This is a genomic window from Serratia bockelmannii, from assembly GCF_008011855.1.
Lineage (GTDB): Bacteria > Pseudomonadota > Gammaproteobacteria > Enterobacterales > Enterobacteriaceae > Serratia > Serratia bockelmannii.
In genome coordinates, this window is the sequence record NZ_VOUX01000003.1 from 73,958 (window position 1) to 89,141 (window position 15,184).

15 protein-coding genes are annotated in these 15,184 nt (G+C 56.1%); 13 read left to right on the top strand and 2 right to left on the bottom strand.

Annotation, left to right across the window (positions count from 1 at the left end; genetic code table 11):
* The first annotated feature begins 6 nt into the window (after positions 1-6).
* Genes FOT55_RS04860 through FOT55_RS04920 form a run of 13 tightly spaced genes read left to right on the top strand, consistent with a single transcriptional unit; the run spans position 7 to position 11,723 of the window.
* Positions 7-258 (top strand): acyl carrier protein, encoded by a 252-nt coding sequence (locus FOT55_RS04860; protein WP_025304409.1) that lies wholly within the window; start codon positions 7-9, stop codon positions 256-258.
* Between the two features lie 6 nt (positions 259-264).
* Positions 265-843 carry a COG4648 family protein gene (locus FOT55_RS04865; RefSeq protein WP_127146315.1) on the top strand — a complete coding sequence of 193 codons (579 nt, stop codon included), beginning with the start codon at positions 265-267 and terminating at the stop codon, positions 841-843.
* On the top strand, positions 840-2,201 hold the full coding sequence (locus tag FOT55_RS04870; RefSeq protein ID WP_147823180.1) for an AMP-binding protein: 1,362 nt from the start codon (positions 840-842) through the stop codon (positions 2,199-2,201). Before FOT55_RS04865 ends, FOT55_RS04870 begins: the two co-directional genes overlap by 4 nt.
* Positions 2,188-2,541: an ApeI family dehydratase gene (locus FOT55_RS04875; protein ID WP_025304406.1), complete on the top strand. Its 354-nt coding sequence runs from the start codon at positions 2,188-2,190 to the stop codon at positions 2,539-2,541. Before FOT55_RS04870 ends, FOT55_RS04875 begins: the two co-directional genes overlap by 14 nt.
* Complete coding sequence (locus FOT55_RS04880) at positions 2,532-4,223, top strand: glycosyltransferase family 2 protein (RefSeq protein ID WP_025304405.1); 1,692 nt, start codon at positions 2,532-2,534, stop codon at positions 4,221-4,223. Before FOT55_RS04875 ends, FOT55_RS04880 begins: the two co-directional genes overlap by 10 nt.
* Before the next feature lie 3 nt (positions 4,224-4,226).
* Positions 4,227-4,649, top strand: a complete 423-nt coding sequence (locus FOT55_RS04885) for an acyl-CoA thioesterase (protein ID WP_025304404.1) — start codon at positions 4,227-4,229, stop codon at positions 4,647-4,649.
* Entirely contained in the window at positions 4,646-5,251 is a 606-nt protein-coding gene (locus FOT55_RS04890; protein ID WP_025304403.1) for an outer membrane lipoprotein carrier protein LolA, read from the top strand. Before FOT55_RS04885 ends, FOT55_RS04890 begins: the two co-directional genes overlap by 4 nt.
* Positions 5,220-7,541 carry an MMPL family transporter gene (locus FOT55_RS04895; protein ID WP_049204349.1) on the top strand — a complete coding sequence of 774 codons (2,322 nt, stop codon included), beginning with the start codon at positions 5,220-5,222 and terminating at the stop codon, positions 7,539-7,541. Before FOT55_RS04890 ends, FOT55_RS04895 begins: the two co-directional genes overlap by 32 nt.
* A complete protein-coding gene (locus FOT55_RS04900) occupies positions 7,538-8,125 on the top strand; it encodes a DUF3261 domain-containing protein (protein ID WP_004144509.1) in 588 nt (195 codons plus the stop codon). The genes FOT55_RS04895 and FOT55_RS04900 overlap by 4 nt, the downstream gene beginning before the upstream one ends.
* Before the next feature lies 1 nt (position 8,126).
* Positions 8,127-9,296: a beta-ketoacyl-[acyl-carrier-protein] synthase family protein gene (locus tag FOT55_RS04905; RefSeq protein ID WP_025304400.1), complete on the top strand. Its 1,170-nt coding sequence runs from the start codon at positions 8,127-8,129 to the stop codon at positions 9,294-9,296.
* Entirely contained in the window at positions 9,293-9,769 is a 477-nt protein-coding gene (locus FOT55_RS04910) for an ApeP family dehydratase (RefSeq protein WP_004144507.1), read from the top strand. The genes FOT55_RS04905 and FOT55_RS04910 overlap by 4 nt, the downstream gene beginning before the upstream one ends.
* The gene (locus FOT55_RS04915; protein ID WP_004144506.1) at positions 9,766-10,497 is read left to right on the top strand and encodes a 3-ketoacyl-ACP reductase FabG2; all 732 of its coding nucleotides are present in this window, start codon (positions 9,766-9,768) and stop codon (positions 10,495-10,497) included. Before FOT55_RS04910 ends, FOT55_RS04915 begins: the two co-directional genes overlap by 4 nt.
* Positions 10,494-11,723, top strand: a complete 1,230-nt coding sequence (locus FOT55_RS04920; protein ID WP_025304399.1) for a beta-ketoacyl-ACP synthase — start codon at positions 10,494-10,496, stop codon at positions 11,721-11,723. The genes FOT55_RS04915 and FOT55_RS04920 overlap by 4 nt, the downstream gene beginning before the upstream one ends.
* A 55-nt stretch (positions 11,724-11,778) precedes the next feature.
* Here FOT55_RS04920 and FOT55_RS04925 read toward each other — a convergent pair whose 3' ends face one another.
* Entirely contained in the window at positions 11,779-13,461 is a 1,683-nt protein-coding gene (locus FOT55_RS04925; RefSeq protein ID WP_060448021.1) for a PglL family O-oligosaccharyltransferase, read from the bottom strand.
* Positions 13,462-14,154: 693 nt separating this feature from the next.
* Positions 14,155-15,096: a uridine-preferring nucleoside hydrolase UriH gene (uriH, locus tag FOT55_RS04930; RefSeq protein WP_025304397.1), complete on the bottom strand. Its 942-nt coding sequence runs from the start codon at positions 15,094-15,096 to the stop codon at positions 14,155-14,157.
* Positions 15,097-15,184 lie beyond the last annotated feature (88 nt).

Below are 15,184 nucleotides of genomic sequence, written 5' to 3' on the forward strand. Positions count from 1 at the left end.
TCCGCCATGACAGAACAACACGCTATTTATGAAGAAGTCTCCGCGCTTCTGATCAAACTCTTTGAAATTGATCCCGCGTCGATTACACCGGAAGCCCGCTTGTATGAAGATCTTGAGCTCGACAGCATCGATGCGGTCGACATGATTGTGCAATTGCAAAAGAAAACCGGCAGGAAGATCAAACCGGAAGAGTTTAAAGCTGTGCGAACCGTTCAAGATGTCGTCGAAGCGGTAGAACGTTTGCTGCGGGAAGCCTGATCCATCGTGCAGGGGAAAAGGTTGTCGGTGCTACAGGTTATGATGGCGCTAATATTGTTAGCTTGGCCGTTTTTGGTTTGGTTTGGCCTGCTGCATGACGGCCTGCATTGGCTGCTGCCATCGATGGCACTGATGCTGTTTCTACGCTTACGTCAGCTGCGGCGAAAAGCCGGGCCGATGCATCGCATTATGCAGTACGTGGCATTTGCTGGGGTTGCGTTATGCGTTGCCAGCGCGCTGTTACGCGCCCATCAACTGCTGCTGTGGTGGCCCGTAATTGTCAATTTGGTGATGCTGTGCGGCTTTGGGGGTTCGCTGTGGAGTGATATGCCGTTGGTTGAGCGTTTGGCTCGGCTGCGCGAGCCGCGGCTGCCGCCCGAAGGCGTTCGTTATACGCGTCGAGTTACCCAGGTCTGGTGCATCTTTTTCGTGTTCAACGGCTCCATGGCCTGTTTAACCGCCTTGCATGGAGATATGGCGCTTTGGACAATGTGGAACGGCATGATTGCTTATCTGCTGATAGGCGCGCTGATGGCCGGCGAATGGTTGGTGCGTCGTCGAGTAATGCAGCGAGATGTGCGATGACTCCCCCTCTTTCACTGTCGCAATGGTTAAGTGCATCGCGCTCCGATGAAACGCCCATTGCTTGGCTTGGCGAACAGACCTGGACACTCGGCCAATTGCGCTATGACGTATCGATATTGCTCGATCGTTTGCGTCAGCAAGAAGCCGATCGCTGGGCGCTGTGCTTTGAAAACAGCTATTTGTTCATTGTGGCGTTGTTGGCTGTCTTGTACGCCGGCAAAACACCGGTGATCCCAGGCCATCGCCGGCTCTCACTGCTTGAGGAGCAACGGTCGCTGTTCAGCGGCATGTTAAGTGATGCCGAACTGTGCTGGAGCGAGGGGCTGCTCGTTGTGGCGTCAGCCCAAAAGTCGGCGCCGACGAAGATATGTCTACCGGCGATCGCCGATGACGCCAGCATCGAACTGTTTACTTCCGGATCCACCGGGCAACCCAAAAGAGTCGTTAAGCGGGTCGCGGTTCTGGATTATGAAGCCAGGCTGTTGGCAACCCGCTTTTCTGGGCAGTTGGACGGTTGTCGTGTGGTGGCATCGGTTGCTCCCCTGCATCTCTATGGCCTCACGTTTCGCATTTTCTTGCCTATGTCGCAGGGATTACCTCTGCATGCGGCAATGGTTCATTACGCCGAACAGCTGGCCGCTTTTGATCGTTCTTATCGCTATCTATTCGTCAGCAGCCCTGCTTTCCTCAAACGGCTCGATCCCCGGTTGGCTGCGCCATCGGTCAGCATGATTTTCTCCGCAGGCGGCATGTTGCCATGGAAAGACGTTATGGCGACGCAGGCATGGCTTGGCGTCTGGCCGGATGAAATTTACGGCTGTACTGAAACCGGCATTCTTGCTTGGCGCTACCGTGAACAAGATGACATTCCGTGGCAACTGTTTCCGGGGGTGAGGCTCACGGCGGAGGGCGATGCCTTCCGCGCCGTATCACCGTTGATTGCGCAACCTGACGGGCAATTATTGGATGATGAGCTGCAGTTTATCGGGCATGGCCGTTTCCGTTTGCAAGGGCGCCGTGGACGAGTGGTGAAAATAGAAGAAAAACGCATCTCACTGAGTGAAGTTGAACGCCGGCTGATGGCGCTGGACGGCATTCAGGACGCGGCGGCGTTGCCGGTTGTTCGTCGAGGACGCCAAGGTATCGGCGCACTGCTGGTGTTAGATCGTGAACGGCAGGATGCCTGGCGAGAAAAGCACGGTAACGCGTTGGAGTTGTCGTGGCGTCGTGCACTGTCCCCGTGGCTTGAGCCGATGGCTATTCCTCGTTATTGGCGGGTGGTTAATGAAATCCCGGTAAACAGCATGAATAAGCGCGTTGATACGCAATTACAGGAGTTTTTCAATGACGCCCCATAAAATCGAATGCCACCAGCCGCAGCCTGGTCAAGCCGAGATCACCTTTTCTCTTGAGCCGGAACTGTTCTGGTTCAAAGGGCATTTCGCCGTGCAGCCGCTGTTACCGGGCGTAGCGCAACTCGACTGGGTAATGCATTTTTCCGCGATGTTGCTCACGCCGGGTTTTTACTTCCACAGTATTCAGAACGTCAAATTTCAAGCGCCGTTGTTGCCGGAAAATCGAGTGACGCTGAGGCTCAATTGGCATGAGGAGCGAGGCAGCCTTACTTTCGCTTACTTGCGGCATGATGGCGCAACCCTTCATACCGCCAGCAGCGGGAAAATCCGGTTATGTCGTTGAGTTATTTTCCCTGTGTCGTGATCCCCTGCTACAACCACGGCGCGATGATGGCGCGCGTACTGTCACGTCTTGAGCCGTTGGCCTTGCCTTGCATCATCGTCGATGACGGCAGCGATGCCACCACGCGGCGGGAGCTTGATGCTCTGGCTGAGCAATATGAACGAGTGACTCTGGTTCGTCTGGATGTCAACGCTGGTAAAGGCGTGGCCGTTATTCGCGGTTTGGAGGCGGCGGCATGCGCTGGTTTTACCCATGCGGTGCAGGTCGATGCCGATGGGCAACATGCGATTGAAGACATCCCTGCACTGTTAGCGCTCAGCGAACGGTATCCGGAAGCGCTGATTTCCGGGTTGCCGATATACGATGATTCCGTGCCGCGAGCGCGCCTCTACGGACGTTGGGTGACGCATGTTTGGGTATGGATTGAAACGCTTTCTCTGCAGTTGAAAGATAGTATGTGCGGCTTTCGCGTTTACCCGTTAGCCCCGACTTTACGGCTTGCCGGGCGCGTTTCACTGGGGAGGCGGATGGATTTCGATACGGAGGTGATGGTGCGCCTTTATTGGCAGGGTAACACCAGCTATTTCGTCCCGACGCGAGTGACCTATCCCCAGGATGGTGTATCGCATTTCGATACATTGAAGGACAACGTTCGTATTTCGATGATGCACACCCGCTTATTTTTCGGCATGTTGCCGCGCATTCCTTCACTGTTATGTCGCAGCACAAATGCGCATTGGGCGAAACAAGCGGAAGTCAAAGGAATGTGGGGCATGCGCTTCATGTTAGCGGTGTGGCGGTTGCTCGGTCGCCGCGCATTTTCGCTTTTGCTGTGGCCGGTGGTTGGCGTCTATTGGTTGAGCGCGGCGGCGCCGAGACGGGCATCCCGGCAGTGGCTTGCACGCGTACGTCAACAGCTTGTTTTGCGCCGGCAGGCAATTCCCCCGTATCTGAATAGCTACCGCCACTTTCTGCGATTTGGGCACGCCATGTTGGATAAGGTCGCCGGTTGGCGGGGTGAGCTGAAATTGGGGCGAGATATCGTTTTTGCTCCGGGGGCGGAAGAGGCACTAAACAGCGCCAGTACGCAGGGGAAGCTGTTATTGGCTTCACACCTGGGGGATGTGGAAGCGTGTCGGGCGCTGGCGCAGCGGCAAGGTGGGAAAGTGGTGAACGCCCTGGTCTTCAGCGAAAACGCCCAACGCTTTAAACAGGTGATGGAAGAAATGGCGCCGCAGGCGGGAATAAACCTGCTCCCGGTGAATGACATTGGCCCTGAAACGGCAATGTTGCTGAAGGATAAATTGGATCGCGGTGAGTGGGTGGCTATCGTTGGCGATCGCATTGCGGTAAATCCGCAGCGTGGTGGCGATTGGCGCGTCAGCTGGAGTTCGTTTATGGGGCAGCCCGCGCCTTTCCCGCAAGGGCCGTTTATTCTAGCCGCACTGCTGCGTTGCCCGGTATTGTTGATCTTTGCTTTGCAACGGGAGGGAAAACTGCACATACATTGTGAGGCTTTCGCCGATCCGCTGCCATTACCGCGAGCTGAACGTCAACAGGCCCTTCAGCTGGCTATCGATCGCTATGCTGCCCGTCTTGAACATTTCGCACTGATGTCCCCGTTGGACTGGTTTAACTTTTTCGATTTTTGGCGGCTGCCTGACACCGCCGATAAGGAGTAATGGGTGCTTAACGACCCTCGCTTTACGGCTGACGTTGAACTCACCATCCCGTTTCATGATGTCGACATGATGGGAGTGGTGTGGCACGGCAACTATTTTCGTTATTTTGAGATCGCTCGTGAGGCGCTGCTGAACCAGTTTGATTACGGTTACCGGCAAATGCAGGCGTCCGGGTATGTTTGGCCGGTTGTCGATACTCGGGTGAAATACCGCGACGTGCTGACATTTGAGCAGCGCATCCGCGTTCGCGCACAGTTGGAAGAGTATGAAAACCGCTTGCGCATCGCTTACCAGATATTCGATGTCTTGACTGCGAAACGGACCACAACGGGTTACACCATTCAGGTTGCGGTAGAAGAGAAAAGCCGTGAAATGTGCTTCGTGAGTCCAGATATTTTGTTTGAACGAATGGGAGTAGCGCCATGAGACTTTTGCCTTTATGCCTGCTTTTGCTGGCGCCGTGGGTGCATGCCGTCACGCTGGATGAGCTTCAGCAACGTTTTACCGGGCAGCCGGTGATCCGGGCTCATTTCGCACAGACGCGTACGATTAAGGACATGCCGCAACCGCTTCGCTCACAGGGGGAAATGCTGCTTGCCCGCGATCAAGGGTTGTTGTGGGATCAAAAGAGTCCTTTCCCCATGCTGCTGATGCTGAACGATTTTCGTATGGTTCAACAGGTGAATGGCCAGCCTCAACAAACGGTTACCGCCGAAAATAATCCGCAGATGTTCCAGTTTAACCATCTGTTGCGCGGACTATTTCAGGCCGATCGCAAGGCGCTGGAACAGAATTTCCGCGTAGGTTTTCAGGATAAGGGAGAGGGGCGTTGGGTACTTCGCCTGACGCCGACGACCACGCCATTGGATAAAATTTTCTCCTCAATCGACTTGTCTGGTGAAACTTATCTGGAGTCTATTCAGCTCTATGATAAACAAGGCGATCGTACGGAAATTATACTTTCTCAACATCGACTGACCCCTGCGACCCTGACTGATGACGAACGCCAACGCTTTGCCGCCGACTAATTCCCGCCGCCTCGCCCTGTTATGGGGATTGGTATGTTTGATGCTGCTCGGCGTGTTGTTGGCGTTGCTGCCGGGCGCACGTTTGAACAGCAGCGTGTTGGCGATGCTGCCCAAGCAGGCGCTGGGTTCGGTTCCGCTCGCGATAAGTGACGGCTTTATGCAGCGCCTGGATAAACAGGTAGTGTGGTTGGTCAGCCCCGGTAAACAGCCGGATCCGCGAGTAGCAGAAACGTGGTTGGCGCAACTTCAACAGTCACCCGCGTTGTCTGAAGTTAAAGGAAAGATGAACGCCGAAAGCCAGAAAGCCTGGGGAGCCTTTTTCTGGCAGCACCGCAACGGGCTTATCGATAGCGCCACTCGCATGCGCTTGCAAAATGGCGGTGAAGCGCAAGCGCAATGGGTTCTGTCACAGCTCTATTCCGCTTTTTCTGGCGTTAGTGGCAAAGAGTTGCGGAACGATCCATTGATGCTGATGCGTGGCTCCCAGTTGGCGCTTGCGCAAAACGGTCAGCGACTGCGGCTGATGGATGGCTGGCTTGTCACTCAGGACGAGCAGCAAAACTACTGGTATTTGTTACACGGGGAGCTGGTGGGTGACTCCTTCGATATGCAACAAACCCATCGCTTGGTGGCGGAGCTCGCGGTACAGGAAGCGTCACTGAAGGCGCTCTATCCGCAGGCGCAGCTGCTTTCTCGGGGGACGGTGTTCTACAGCGACTACGCCAGCCAGCAAGCGAAGCGGGATATCGCCACCCTCGGCGCTGCCACGATCCTGGGCGTGGTTCTGTTAATTATCGTGGTCTTTCGTTCATTGCGACCGTTGCTGTTGTGTCTACTTTCTCTCAGCGTCGGAGCATTGGCGGGGACGGTGGCCACGTTGGTGCTGTATGGCGAACTGCACCTGATGACGTTGGTGATGAGCATGAGCATCATCGGGATTTCTGCCGATTATACGCTCTACTATCTGACCGAACGCATGGTGCATGGCGCGGTCATGTCGCCCTGGCAAAGCCTGACGAAGGTTGGCAAAGCGCTTTTGTTGGCATTGTTGACGACGGTGGCGGCCTATCTAATCATGATGTTGGCTCCTTTCCCCGGCATTCGCCAGATGGCCGTGTTTGCCGCCATCGGACTTAGCGCATCGTGCCTGACCGTATTTTTTTGGCATCCCTGGTTGTGCCGCGGCTTACCGGTGCGGCCGGTTCCGGCGATGGGGGTGATGCTGCGTTGGTTGGCGGCCTGGCGGCGCAATAAAGCAGTGCGCGTAGGGGTGCCGACGGCCTTGGCTCTGCTGTCAATGGCTGGGATTGCCACGTTGCGTGTGAATGATGATATTTCCCAACTGCAGGCGTTGCCGTCTTCACTGCTGGCGCAGGAGAACAAGATTAGCCGATTGATCGGGCAAAACGTCGATCAAAAATGGTTCGTGGTCTATGGCGCTACTCCAGAACAGACGCTGCGGCGGTTGGAAACTTTCCTGCCGCACCTGGAGCGAGCGCAACATGAGGGAATGATTAGCCATTTCCGCGCGATCCCCCTTAATTCGCTGGCGCGCCAAGAGCAGGATTTACGTCTGCTGCGTGACGCGGCACCAACCGTGCTTCTTGCGCTAAAAAATGCGGGGCTTGATATGGCTAACCCCGATCTGAACGCAATGCCGGTTTCCGTACCCACATGGCTGGAAAGCAGCATCAGCGAAGGTTGGCGTTTGTTGTGGCTGACTCTGCCCAACGGCCAGAGTGGGGCGCTGGTTCCCGTCGATGGTGTAACGTCAGGCAATCAATTGGGAGAGCTGGCGGACAAGCAGGCCGGTGTGGCATGGGTGGACCGCAAACAGTCTTTTGATTCGCTCTTCGCGCTCTACCGTTCCGTATTGACGGGGTTGTTGGGTATCGCGTTGGTTGTGATCGCCTGTGGCGCGATGGTTCGCCAAGGGTGGCGTAAAGGGCTTGTCAGCCTGATACCGTCCCTGTTGTCGCTGGGATGTGGGTTGGCTGTGCTCTCGTTTTGCGGGTATAGCGTAAACCTATTCTCGCTGTTGGCATTAGTGCTGGTATTGGGCATTGGCATCAATTACACACTGTTTTTCAGTAACCCGCAGGGGACGCCGCTGACTTCGCTGCTAGCCATTACGTTGGCGATGATGACGACTTTGCTAACGCTTGGCATGTTGTTGTTCAGTGACACGCAGGCAATCAGCTGTTTCGGAATTGTTTTGGTCAGCGGAATTTTCGTCGCCTGGCTACTTTCACCACTGGCGATGCCAAATAAAAAAAGAGAAAAAAGATGATGGTACGTAATTGCTGGCGATTCGCTGCGCTGCTCGTTGTGATGGGGATAGCCGGCTGCAGCCATTCGATTGCTCCGGGGAATGACACGTTCCCACAGGCCTGGCTAGAACCGGGCACCCGCGTGGTGTTGCCTGCGCCTGGTTTGTCACCTGCGATCGATAAGCAGCAACTGCTGACCGGTACTTTCAACGGCAAAAGCCAGTCGCTGTTGGTCATGTTGCATGCTGATGAGCAGAAAATCACCCTCGCCGGGCTTTCCTCCGTGGGAATTCGGCTGTTTAAGCTTACCTATGATGAGAATGGGTTACACGCCGAGCAATCTATCATCGTTCCTCAATTACCACCGGCAAGCCAGGTGTTGGCCGATGTCATGCTTAGCCTTTGGCCGCTTGAAACTTGGCGGGCGCGGTTGCCGAATGGCTGGACGATCGTCGATAAGGGTAATCAGCGCGAGCTGCGCAACGCCAGCGGCAAGCTGGTGACCGAGATCGCCTATCTTCAGCGTAATGGCCTGCGAGAGCCGATTAGCATTCAACAACATGCTTTTAAATACCAAATCACCATTCAATACCTGGGTGAATAACATGATTTACATCTCTGCCGTCGGTATGATTAATGCGCTTGGGAATTCTCTGGATGAGATAGCCGCAAACCTCGCTCGCGGCTCTGCGCCGGGTATGCGTCCGAGAGCGGGGTGGCTACAGGGGAACCCGGAAGCCGTGCTGGGCGGCGTTGAGGGAGAGTTACCCGTTATCCCTGCGTCGTTTTCCGCTCATCGTTCCCGTAATAATCAACTGTTGCTGGCCGCGCTGGAGCAGATCCAGCCGCAGGTTGATGAAGCCATCGCCAGGTTTGGCCGCGATCGGATTGCCGTCGTGATGGGCACCAGCACCTCCGGGTTAAACGAAGGCGATGAGCATGTACAGCTGACGCTCAACGGCGAAGTTAGCCCGCGTTGGCGGTATCCTCAGCAGGAGCTCGGCGATCCGTCGCGATTTCTCAGCCGCTGGCTACAGGTCGATGGGCCAGCATTTACGCTTTCGACAGCTTGCTCTTCCAGCGCCCGAGCCATTATCAGCGGGCGGCGGCTGATCGAAGCGGGGCTTGCCGATGTCGCCATTGTTGGCGGCGCCGATACGTTGAGCAGAATGCCGATCAACGGTTTTCACAGCCTTGAGTCGCTATCGTCTGAGCTTTGCCAGCCGTTCGCCCAAAACCGTTGCGGCATCACTATCGGTGAAGGCGCTGCACTCATGGTGCTGACCCGCGAGCCTCAGCCTCTTGTTCTATTAGGGGTGGGGGAATCCAGCGATGCTTGGCATATATCAGCACCGCATCCTCAGGGAGAGGGTGCCATTCGTGCCATTGAACAAGCCTTGGCCGAAGCGGATATCGAGGCGAAACAGGTTGGTTACATTAATCTGCACGGCACCGCGACACTGCTTAACGACCAAATCGAGTCCCGCGTAGTGCATTCGCTGTTTGGTGAACAGGTACCATGCAGTTCGACCAAGCATTTAACCGGCCATACTCTGGGGGCTGCGGGGATCACGGAGGCGGCTATCAGCGCGCTGATTTTACTGCGCAATTTACCTTTACCCGCCCAAGATTTCAGCGCTTCGCCAGCAGACCCCGCGCTCCCCGCTTGCGGTGTCATGCATACCAGCCAACCGTTGGCTCGACCGATAATCCTCTCTAACTCTTTCGCCTTTGGCGGAAATAACGCCAGTATTCTATTAGGGAAAGATGTATGAACGAATATTTGCCGCCGTCCGAGTACTTGCCTCATGCTGAGCCGATGATGCTACTGGATGAGGTCGTCAACGTGACTGAAAACGATGTTCACTGTCAGGTTAGCGTGCATCTTGGCGGAGTGTTGGGACCCTTTCTCGATGCTCAGGGCAATCTGCCGGGATGGTTTGCGCTGGAGTTGATGGCGCAAACGGTGGGGGTTTGGTCCGGCTGGCATCGCCGCCAAGCGGGGTTGCATGAAATTTCATTGGGCATGGTGCTTGGCGCCCGCGAGTTAACCTGTGCGGCCGGGCATCTACCAGGCAATGCGACGTTGAATGTTCAAGCTAGGTTGCTGATGCAAGACGAACGTTTCGGCAGCTTTGACTGCACCATTACCGTAGGGGAAGAGTGCCTGGCATCTGGCCGTGTGAATACTTTCCAGCCAACGTCAGAAGAATTGACATCGCTTTTTAATCAGGGAGAGACCGCATGAGTCGTTCAGTTCTGGTCACCGGGGCTAGTAAGGGAATTGGGGGCGCGATTGCTCGTCAGCTTGCCGCTGATGGTTTTATCGTCGGCGTCCATTATCACCGAGATCAGGCCGGCGCCCAGGAAACCCTCGCAGCCATTGAACAGTCTGGGGGGCAAGGTCGCCTGCTGAACTTTGACGTAAGTGAACGTGATCAGTGCCGTGAAGTGCTGGAAAAGGATATGGCTGCCCACGGCGCCTGGTACGGTGTGGTCTGCAATGCAGGCATCGCCCGGGATGGGGCGTTCCCTGCGCTTAGCGAGAACGATTGGGACAGCGTGATCCACACCAATCTCGACGGTTTTTATAACGTCATTCATCCTTGCATCATGCCGATGATCGGCGCACGTAGAGGTGGTCGAATCATTACGTTGTCGTCGGTATCGGGAATGATGGGCAATCGCGGTCAGGTCAATTATAGCGCCGCTAAAGCGGGGATCATCGGCGCCACCAAAGCATTGGCCATTGAGCTTGCGAAGCGCAAAATCACCGTTAACTGCATTGCTCCAGGCCTGATCGACACGGGGATGATCGAAATGGAAGAGGCCGCATTGAAAGAAGCGATGGCGATCATTCCAATGAAGCGCATGGGCCAGACGGATGAAGTTGCCGGCCTGGCGAGCTATTTAATGTCCGATATTGCGGGCTACATCACCCGCCAGGTCATTTCCATCAACGGAGGAATGTTATGACTTGTCGTGTTGTCATCACCGGCATGGGCGGCGTAACCGCCTTTGGGGAACGGTGGCAGGATGTTTCCCGGCGTCTGTTGGCATATGAAAATGCGGTGCGGACAATGCCCGAGTGGCAGATTTATGATGGATTGCATACCTTACTGGGCGCACCAATCGATGATTTCGTCCTGCCTGAGCATTACACCCGAAAGCGCATTCGCGCAATGGGGCGAGTCTCACTCCTTTCCACTCGCGCTACTGAACTGGCATTGGAACAAGCGGGGCTGATTGACGATCCGGTACTGACTAACGGCCAAACCGGCATCGCCTACGGTTCTTCGACGGGAAGTACCGGCCCCGTGAGCGAATTTGCCACTATGCTTACTGAAAAACATACCAACAACATCACTGGCACCACTTATGTGCAGATGATGCCACATACCACAGCGGTTAACACCGGTCTGTTTTTCGGCCTGCGCGGCCGAGTGATCCCGACCTCCAGCGCATGCACCTCAGGGAGCCAGGCGATTGGCTATGCCTGGGAGGCTATTCGTCACGGTTATCAGAAGGTTATGGTTGCTGGTGGCGCAGAAGAGCTTTGCCCCTCGGAGGCCGCGGTGTTCGATACGCTATTCGCAACGAGCCAGCGTAACGATAGCCCTAAAAGCACACCGTCCCCTTTCGATCGGCAGCGTGATGGCCTGGTGATTGGCGAAGGCGCCGGGACGTTGGTCCTGGAAGAGTTGGAACATGCGAAAGCGCGCGGCGCCGTTATCTACGGTGAAATTGTCGGTTTTGCCACCAATTGCGATGCGGCGCATATCACTCAACCGCAGCGTGAAACGATGCAAATATGCATGGAGCAGGCGTTGAAGATAGCTGGCTTGAATGTGCGGGACATCGGCTATATTTCCGCTCATGGCACTGCCACCGATCGAGGGGATATCGCTGAAAGCCAGGCTACGGCAGCTATTTTTGGCGGCCAAACGCCGATTTCATCGCTGAAAAGCTATTTTGGCCATACGCTGGGAGCCTGCGGCGCGCTGGAGGCCTGGATGAGTTTGCAAATGATGCGAGAAGGCTGGTTTGCGCCAACGCTTAACCTTCATCAGCCGGATGAGCAGTGTGGTGAGCTGGATTATATTATGGGGGAAAGCCGGCGCATCGATTGTGAATACTTACAGAGCAATAATTTCGCGTTTGGCGGCATCAATACCTCCATCATCATTAAACGTTGGGTTTAAGTTGAAACGGCGGGAGCAATAAAATTGATTTCCGCCATTCCAACCTCTATAGGGTTTACCTAAACCGCGCATCCCGAGAAAACAGAAAAGCGGCTTCCCGCAGGCGAGCCTCGGCTTGTGCCTGATCCCCCTGATAGCGCAAGATCATGATCAGCGTGGCGTAGACGTTGGCGTCGATACGGCGCTGCAGATAGGCATTGGCCCACTGCCGATAGCCGGTCAACAGGGCATCATCGCGCGTTTGGTTATAGACCAGCAGCGCGTGAGATTGCTCGTCGAACGTTTTGCGCTCCCGATAGATCCAGGCGGCCGGCGGCGGCATCTGCTCGATGCTGTCGATGGTGGCCAGCATCGTGCGCTCCGATTGGGTGAGCGCCATGCGCCCTTGCCAGGCGAAGACCGCCATCACTAACACGCCGAGCGCCGCCATTGCTACAGGCAGACTCAGGGCTTTGGCTAACGGCAGCGGGCGTGGGGCGCCGGTTTGGCCGTCCAACAGTGCCAGCAGCAGCAGAAACGCCAGCCAATGCGGCGCAGACAGATAGAAAGGGTATTCCAGTTGGGTGTGTATCAACATTGGCAGCAGCACCAGAAACAGCCCGACGCGCGCACCGGCCGGCGCTTCGCGATCCCGTTGCCAGGCGCGTTTCAGCAGCAGCGCGCCGGCGACGATGACGATAGCGATACCTGCCAGCGCCGGCAGGCCGCCCTCAACCCACCACAGCAGGATTTCATTGTGCGGATGCCCGGCGACTTCCAGCACTTCTCGCCAGGGCATTGTCTGCAGGCGGAAGTGCGCGAAGCTGTATTCAAAGCCGCCATAGCCCCAGCCCAGCAGCGGTTTGGCGAAAATCATGGCGACGGTGTCTTGCAGCATGGTCAGACGTGAATAATTAGAACCTTCGCGTGCGATGAGACCTGCGCGGCCATCCAGGCCAAAGCCGGTGAACAGCACCGTCAGACCGATCGCGGCGCCCAGCAGCAGCGCGCCACCCGCCCAGCGGCTTTCGAGCGTGCGGTGGCGGGCAAAGCGCCACAGCAGTAGCAGCGCCGCCAATGCGGCCCCCAACCAGGCGGCGCGCGACTGGATCAGCACCAGCAGGGCTGAGAAAGCGGCCAGCAGCGCGAGCAGCGGGATTTGCCGCCGCCGCGTTGGCGCAGAGAGGGGAGCCAGCAGCTGCCAGAGCGCCAAAGCCAACCCGGTGGCGATAAAGCTGCCCAGCACGTTCGGTTGCTGAAAGACGCCGTAGACCCGGCTGCCGTTAGGGGATACCCAAGCCAGCGCGGGGGCGAACAGTTGCAGAGCCGCCAGCAGTGCCTGAACGCCGACGGCGAACAGCAGACCGTACAGCAACAGGTTGCGCTGCCTGGGGGTTAGGCGCAGCTGCAGGCAGGCGACATAGAAAAGCCAACCACCGAGCAGACCGGCGCAGCGCCACAGGGCGTCTTCGCGCCACTCGGAGCGAGTATACAGCAGCGGCAGCGCCAGCACGGCGATGCCGAGCAGCAACAGGCGTGCGGTGGGGGTCAGCGAAAGACGGGTACGGCCAAGGCAAACGGTGAACGTCACTATCAGCGTGGTGAGCGCCATGACGGCCCAGGCCAGAATGTTTTGCGGCAGCGCCAGACCGTCGCCGCCCATATTGGGGTAATAAATCGGCAGGATCACCGTCATCCAGATCAGCAGCAGGGGCAGCACGGCGATGGTCGCTGCGTTAGCGGAAGATTTATCGGCCATGGTTAACCTGCCATGGCCTGATAGCGTTTATTGAATGCATGTTTTTATTATTCCCTTTCCTTTGTCCTGATATTGAAATGCGTGTAATGTTCAATTCGCAAATGTTTCACGGAAAATTTAAACCGTCTTTATGGTGAAGCGATAAATAATGTTTGCCCTGAGAATGCGCGAGGCTGTGTACCCAAAGAAAGGTTAAGCCGTATTTTTCACCCGCAAAAGGTATGTTTGTTGTTTGCAAAACAGACGCGTCATTTTCTCAAATCTATTGTGATTCAGTCAATTCATAATCTAATTCTTGTTTTTATCAATTGAAATCAAATGGTTGATTGTGATTCCTGCGTGCGTGAATATCGTGGAGTATCCCGGCAATGGCCTATATTGGCAGGCCCTGTGAAGAATAAAAGAGGTATCTGCTTTTTTAATTGATGTCGTCAGTGTCGGCGCGACGGCGGAAATTTACCTCATCGTTTCTCATTGCTGATTTTTAAATTCAATGTGATTTTCATTTTATTATTTTTATTAGGATTCTTCTTGTCTTTATCTGTTTTTTTAAATTTTCATGAAATGATTTATTATTAGGATTGTTCTGCTGCATTGGAAATAAAAGCGGTTATGACTTGAGCCTCCCCGTTGCCGCGGCAGAATACAGACTAACGCGCCTGCCCAAGCGCGTTAGTCTCGTCTCTTGTGCGCTTACTCCACGTCGCCGATCCGTTCCAGCGCATCCACCACCAGATCCCAGAATTTATCCTGATCCAGTTTGACCGCGACCTGGGTGTGGCAGTCCGGCGGCGGCGGCGCGCGGAAGTCCGCGACCGTCATGCCCAACGTCAGGGTGCCGGTCAACTCGATATCCACCGGCGCTTTGCGCACCGACATGACGCTCGGATCGATCACATAGGCCACCGCGCAAGGATCGTGCACCGGCGGGGCACTGAAGCCCTGCGCCTGCCGGTACATACGGCCAAAGAATGCCAGCAGTTCGCCGACGAAGGCGGCCGGCCGGGTGCCGAGGGCGGCGATGCGTTCGCAGACTGCCGGCGTGGCCAAAGCCTGGTGAGTGAGATCCAGCCCGACCATGGTCAGCGGCCATTTTTCGTTAAATACAATGTGCGCCGCTTCGGGATCGATTTTGATATTGAACTCCGCCACCGCGCTCCAGTTGCCCACATGGTAGCCGCCGCCCATCAGCACCACTTCCTTGACCCGCTCGGCAATGCGCGGCTCTTTACGCACCGCCATGGCGATATTGGTCAGGCCGCCGGTCGGCACCAGCGTTACGCTGCCGGGCGGGTGAGCCATCACGGTCTCGATGATCAGGTCCACCGCGTGGCGCGAGTCCAGCTGCAGATGGGGTTCCGGCAGCACCGGGCCATCGAGGCCGGAATCGCCGTGAATGTCGGGCGCCACTTCGATATTGCGCACCAGCGGGCGCGGGCAGCCGGCGGCGAAGGGCACGCCGGTGATATTGGCGATGCGCGCCACCGCCAGCGCGTTGCGCGTCACTTTGTCCAGCGTCTGGTTACCCACCACGGTGGTGACCGCCAGCAGGTCGATCTGCGGATTGCCCCAGGCCAGCAACAGGGCGATGGCGTCGTCATGCCCCGGGTCACAGTCCAGTATGATTTTTTTCATGGTTATTCCTGATGCAGGGAGAGGTTTCCGCAGCATAACGCAGCGCGGTGGCGTGGGATAATGCCGATGGTGCTTTTGTTAACGGCAT

What these genes read in the sequence shown, in the direction of transcription:
- FOT55_RS04860 (WP_025304409.1), top strand. Translation starts at nt 7, where the DNA reads ATGACAGAACAACACGCTATTTATGAAGAAGTCTCCGCGCTTCTGATC.
- FOT55_RS04870 (WP_147823180.1), top strand. Translation starts at nt 840, where the DNA reads ATGACTCCCCCTCTTTCACTGTCGCAATGGTTAAGTGCATCGCGCTCC.
- FOT55_RS04875 (WP_025304406.1), top strand. Translation starts at nt 2,188, where the DNA reads ATGACGCCCCATAAAATCGAATGCCACCAGCCGCAGCCTGGTCAAGCC.
- FOT55_RS04880 (WP_025304405.1), top strand. Translation starts at nt 2,532, where the DNA reads ATGTCGTTGAGTTATTTTCCCTGTGTCGTGATCCCCTGCTACAACCAC.
- FOT55_RS04890 (WP_025304403.1), top strand. Translation starts at nt 4,646, where the DNA reads ATGAGACTTTTGCCTTTATGCCTGCTTTTGCTGGCGCCGTGGGTGCAT.
- FOT55_RS04895 (WP_049204349.1), top strand. Translation starts at nt 5,220, where the DNA reads ATGACGAACGCCAACGCTTTGCCGCCGACTAATTCCCGCCGCCTCGCC.
- FOT55_RS04900 (WP_004144509.1), top strand. Translation starts at nt 7,538, where the DNA reads ATGATGGTACGTAATTGCTGGCGATTCGCTGCGCTGCTCGTTGTGATG.
- FOT55_RS04905 (WP_025304400.1), top strand. Translation starts at nt 8,127, where the DNA reads ATGATTTACATCTCTGCCGTCGGTATGATTAATGCGCTTGGGAATTCT.
- FOT55_RS04910 (WP_004144507.1), top strand. Translation starts at nt 9,293, where the DNA reads ATGAACGAATATTTGCCGCCGTCCGAGTACTTGCCTCATGCTGAGCCG.
- FOT55_RS04915 (WP_004144506.1), top strand. Translation starts at nt 9,766, where the DNA reads ATGAGTCGTTCAGTTCTGGTCACCGGGGCTAGTAAGGGAATTGGGGGC.
- FOT55_RS04920 (WP_025304399.1), top strand. Translation starts at nt 10,494, where the DNA reads ATGACTTGTCGTGTTGTCATCACCGGCATGGGCGGCGTAACCGCCTTT.
- FOT55_RS04925 (WP_060448021.1), bottom strand. Translation starts at nt 13,461, where the DNA reads ATGGCCGATAAATCTTCCGCTAACGCAGCGACCATCGCCGTGCTGCCC.
- uriH (WP_025304397.1), bottom strand. Translation starts at nt 15,096, where the DNA reads ATGAAAAAAATCATACTGGACTGTGACCCGGGGCATGACGACGCCATC.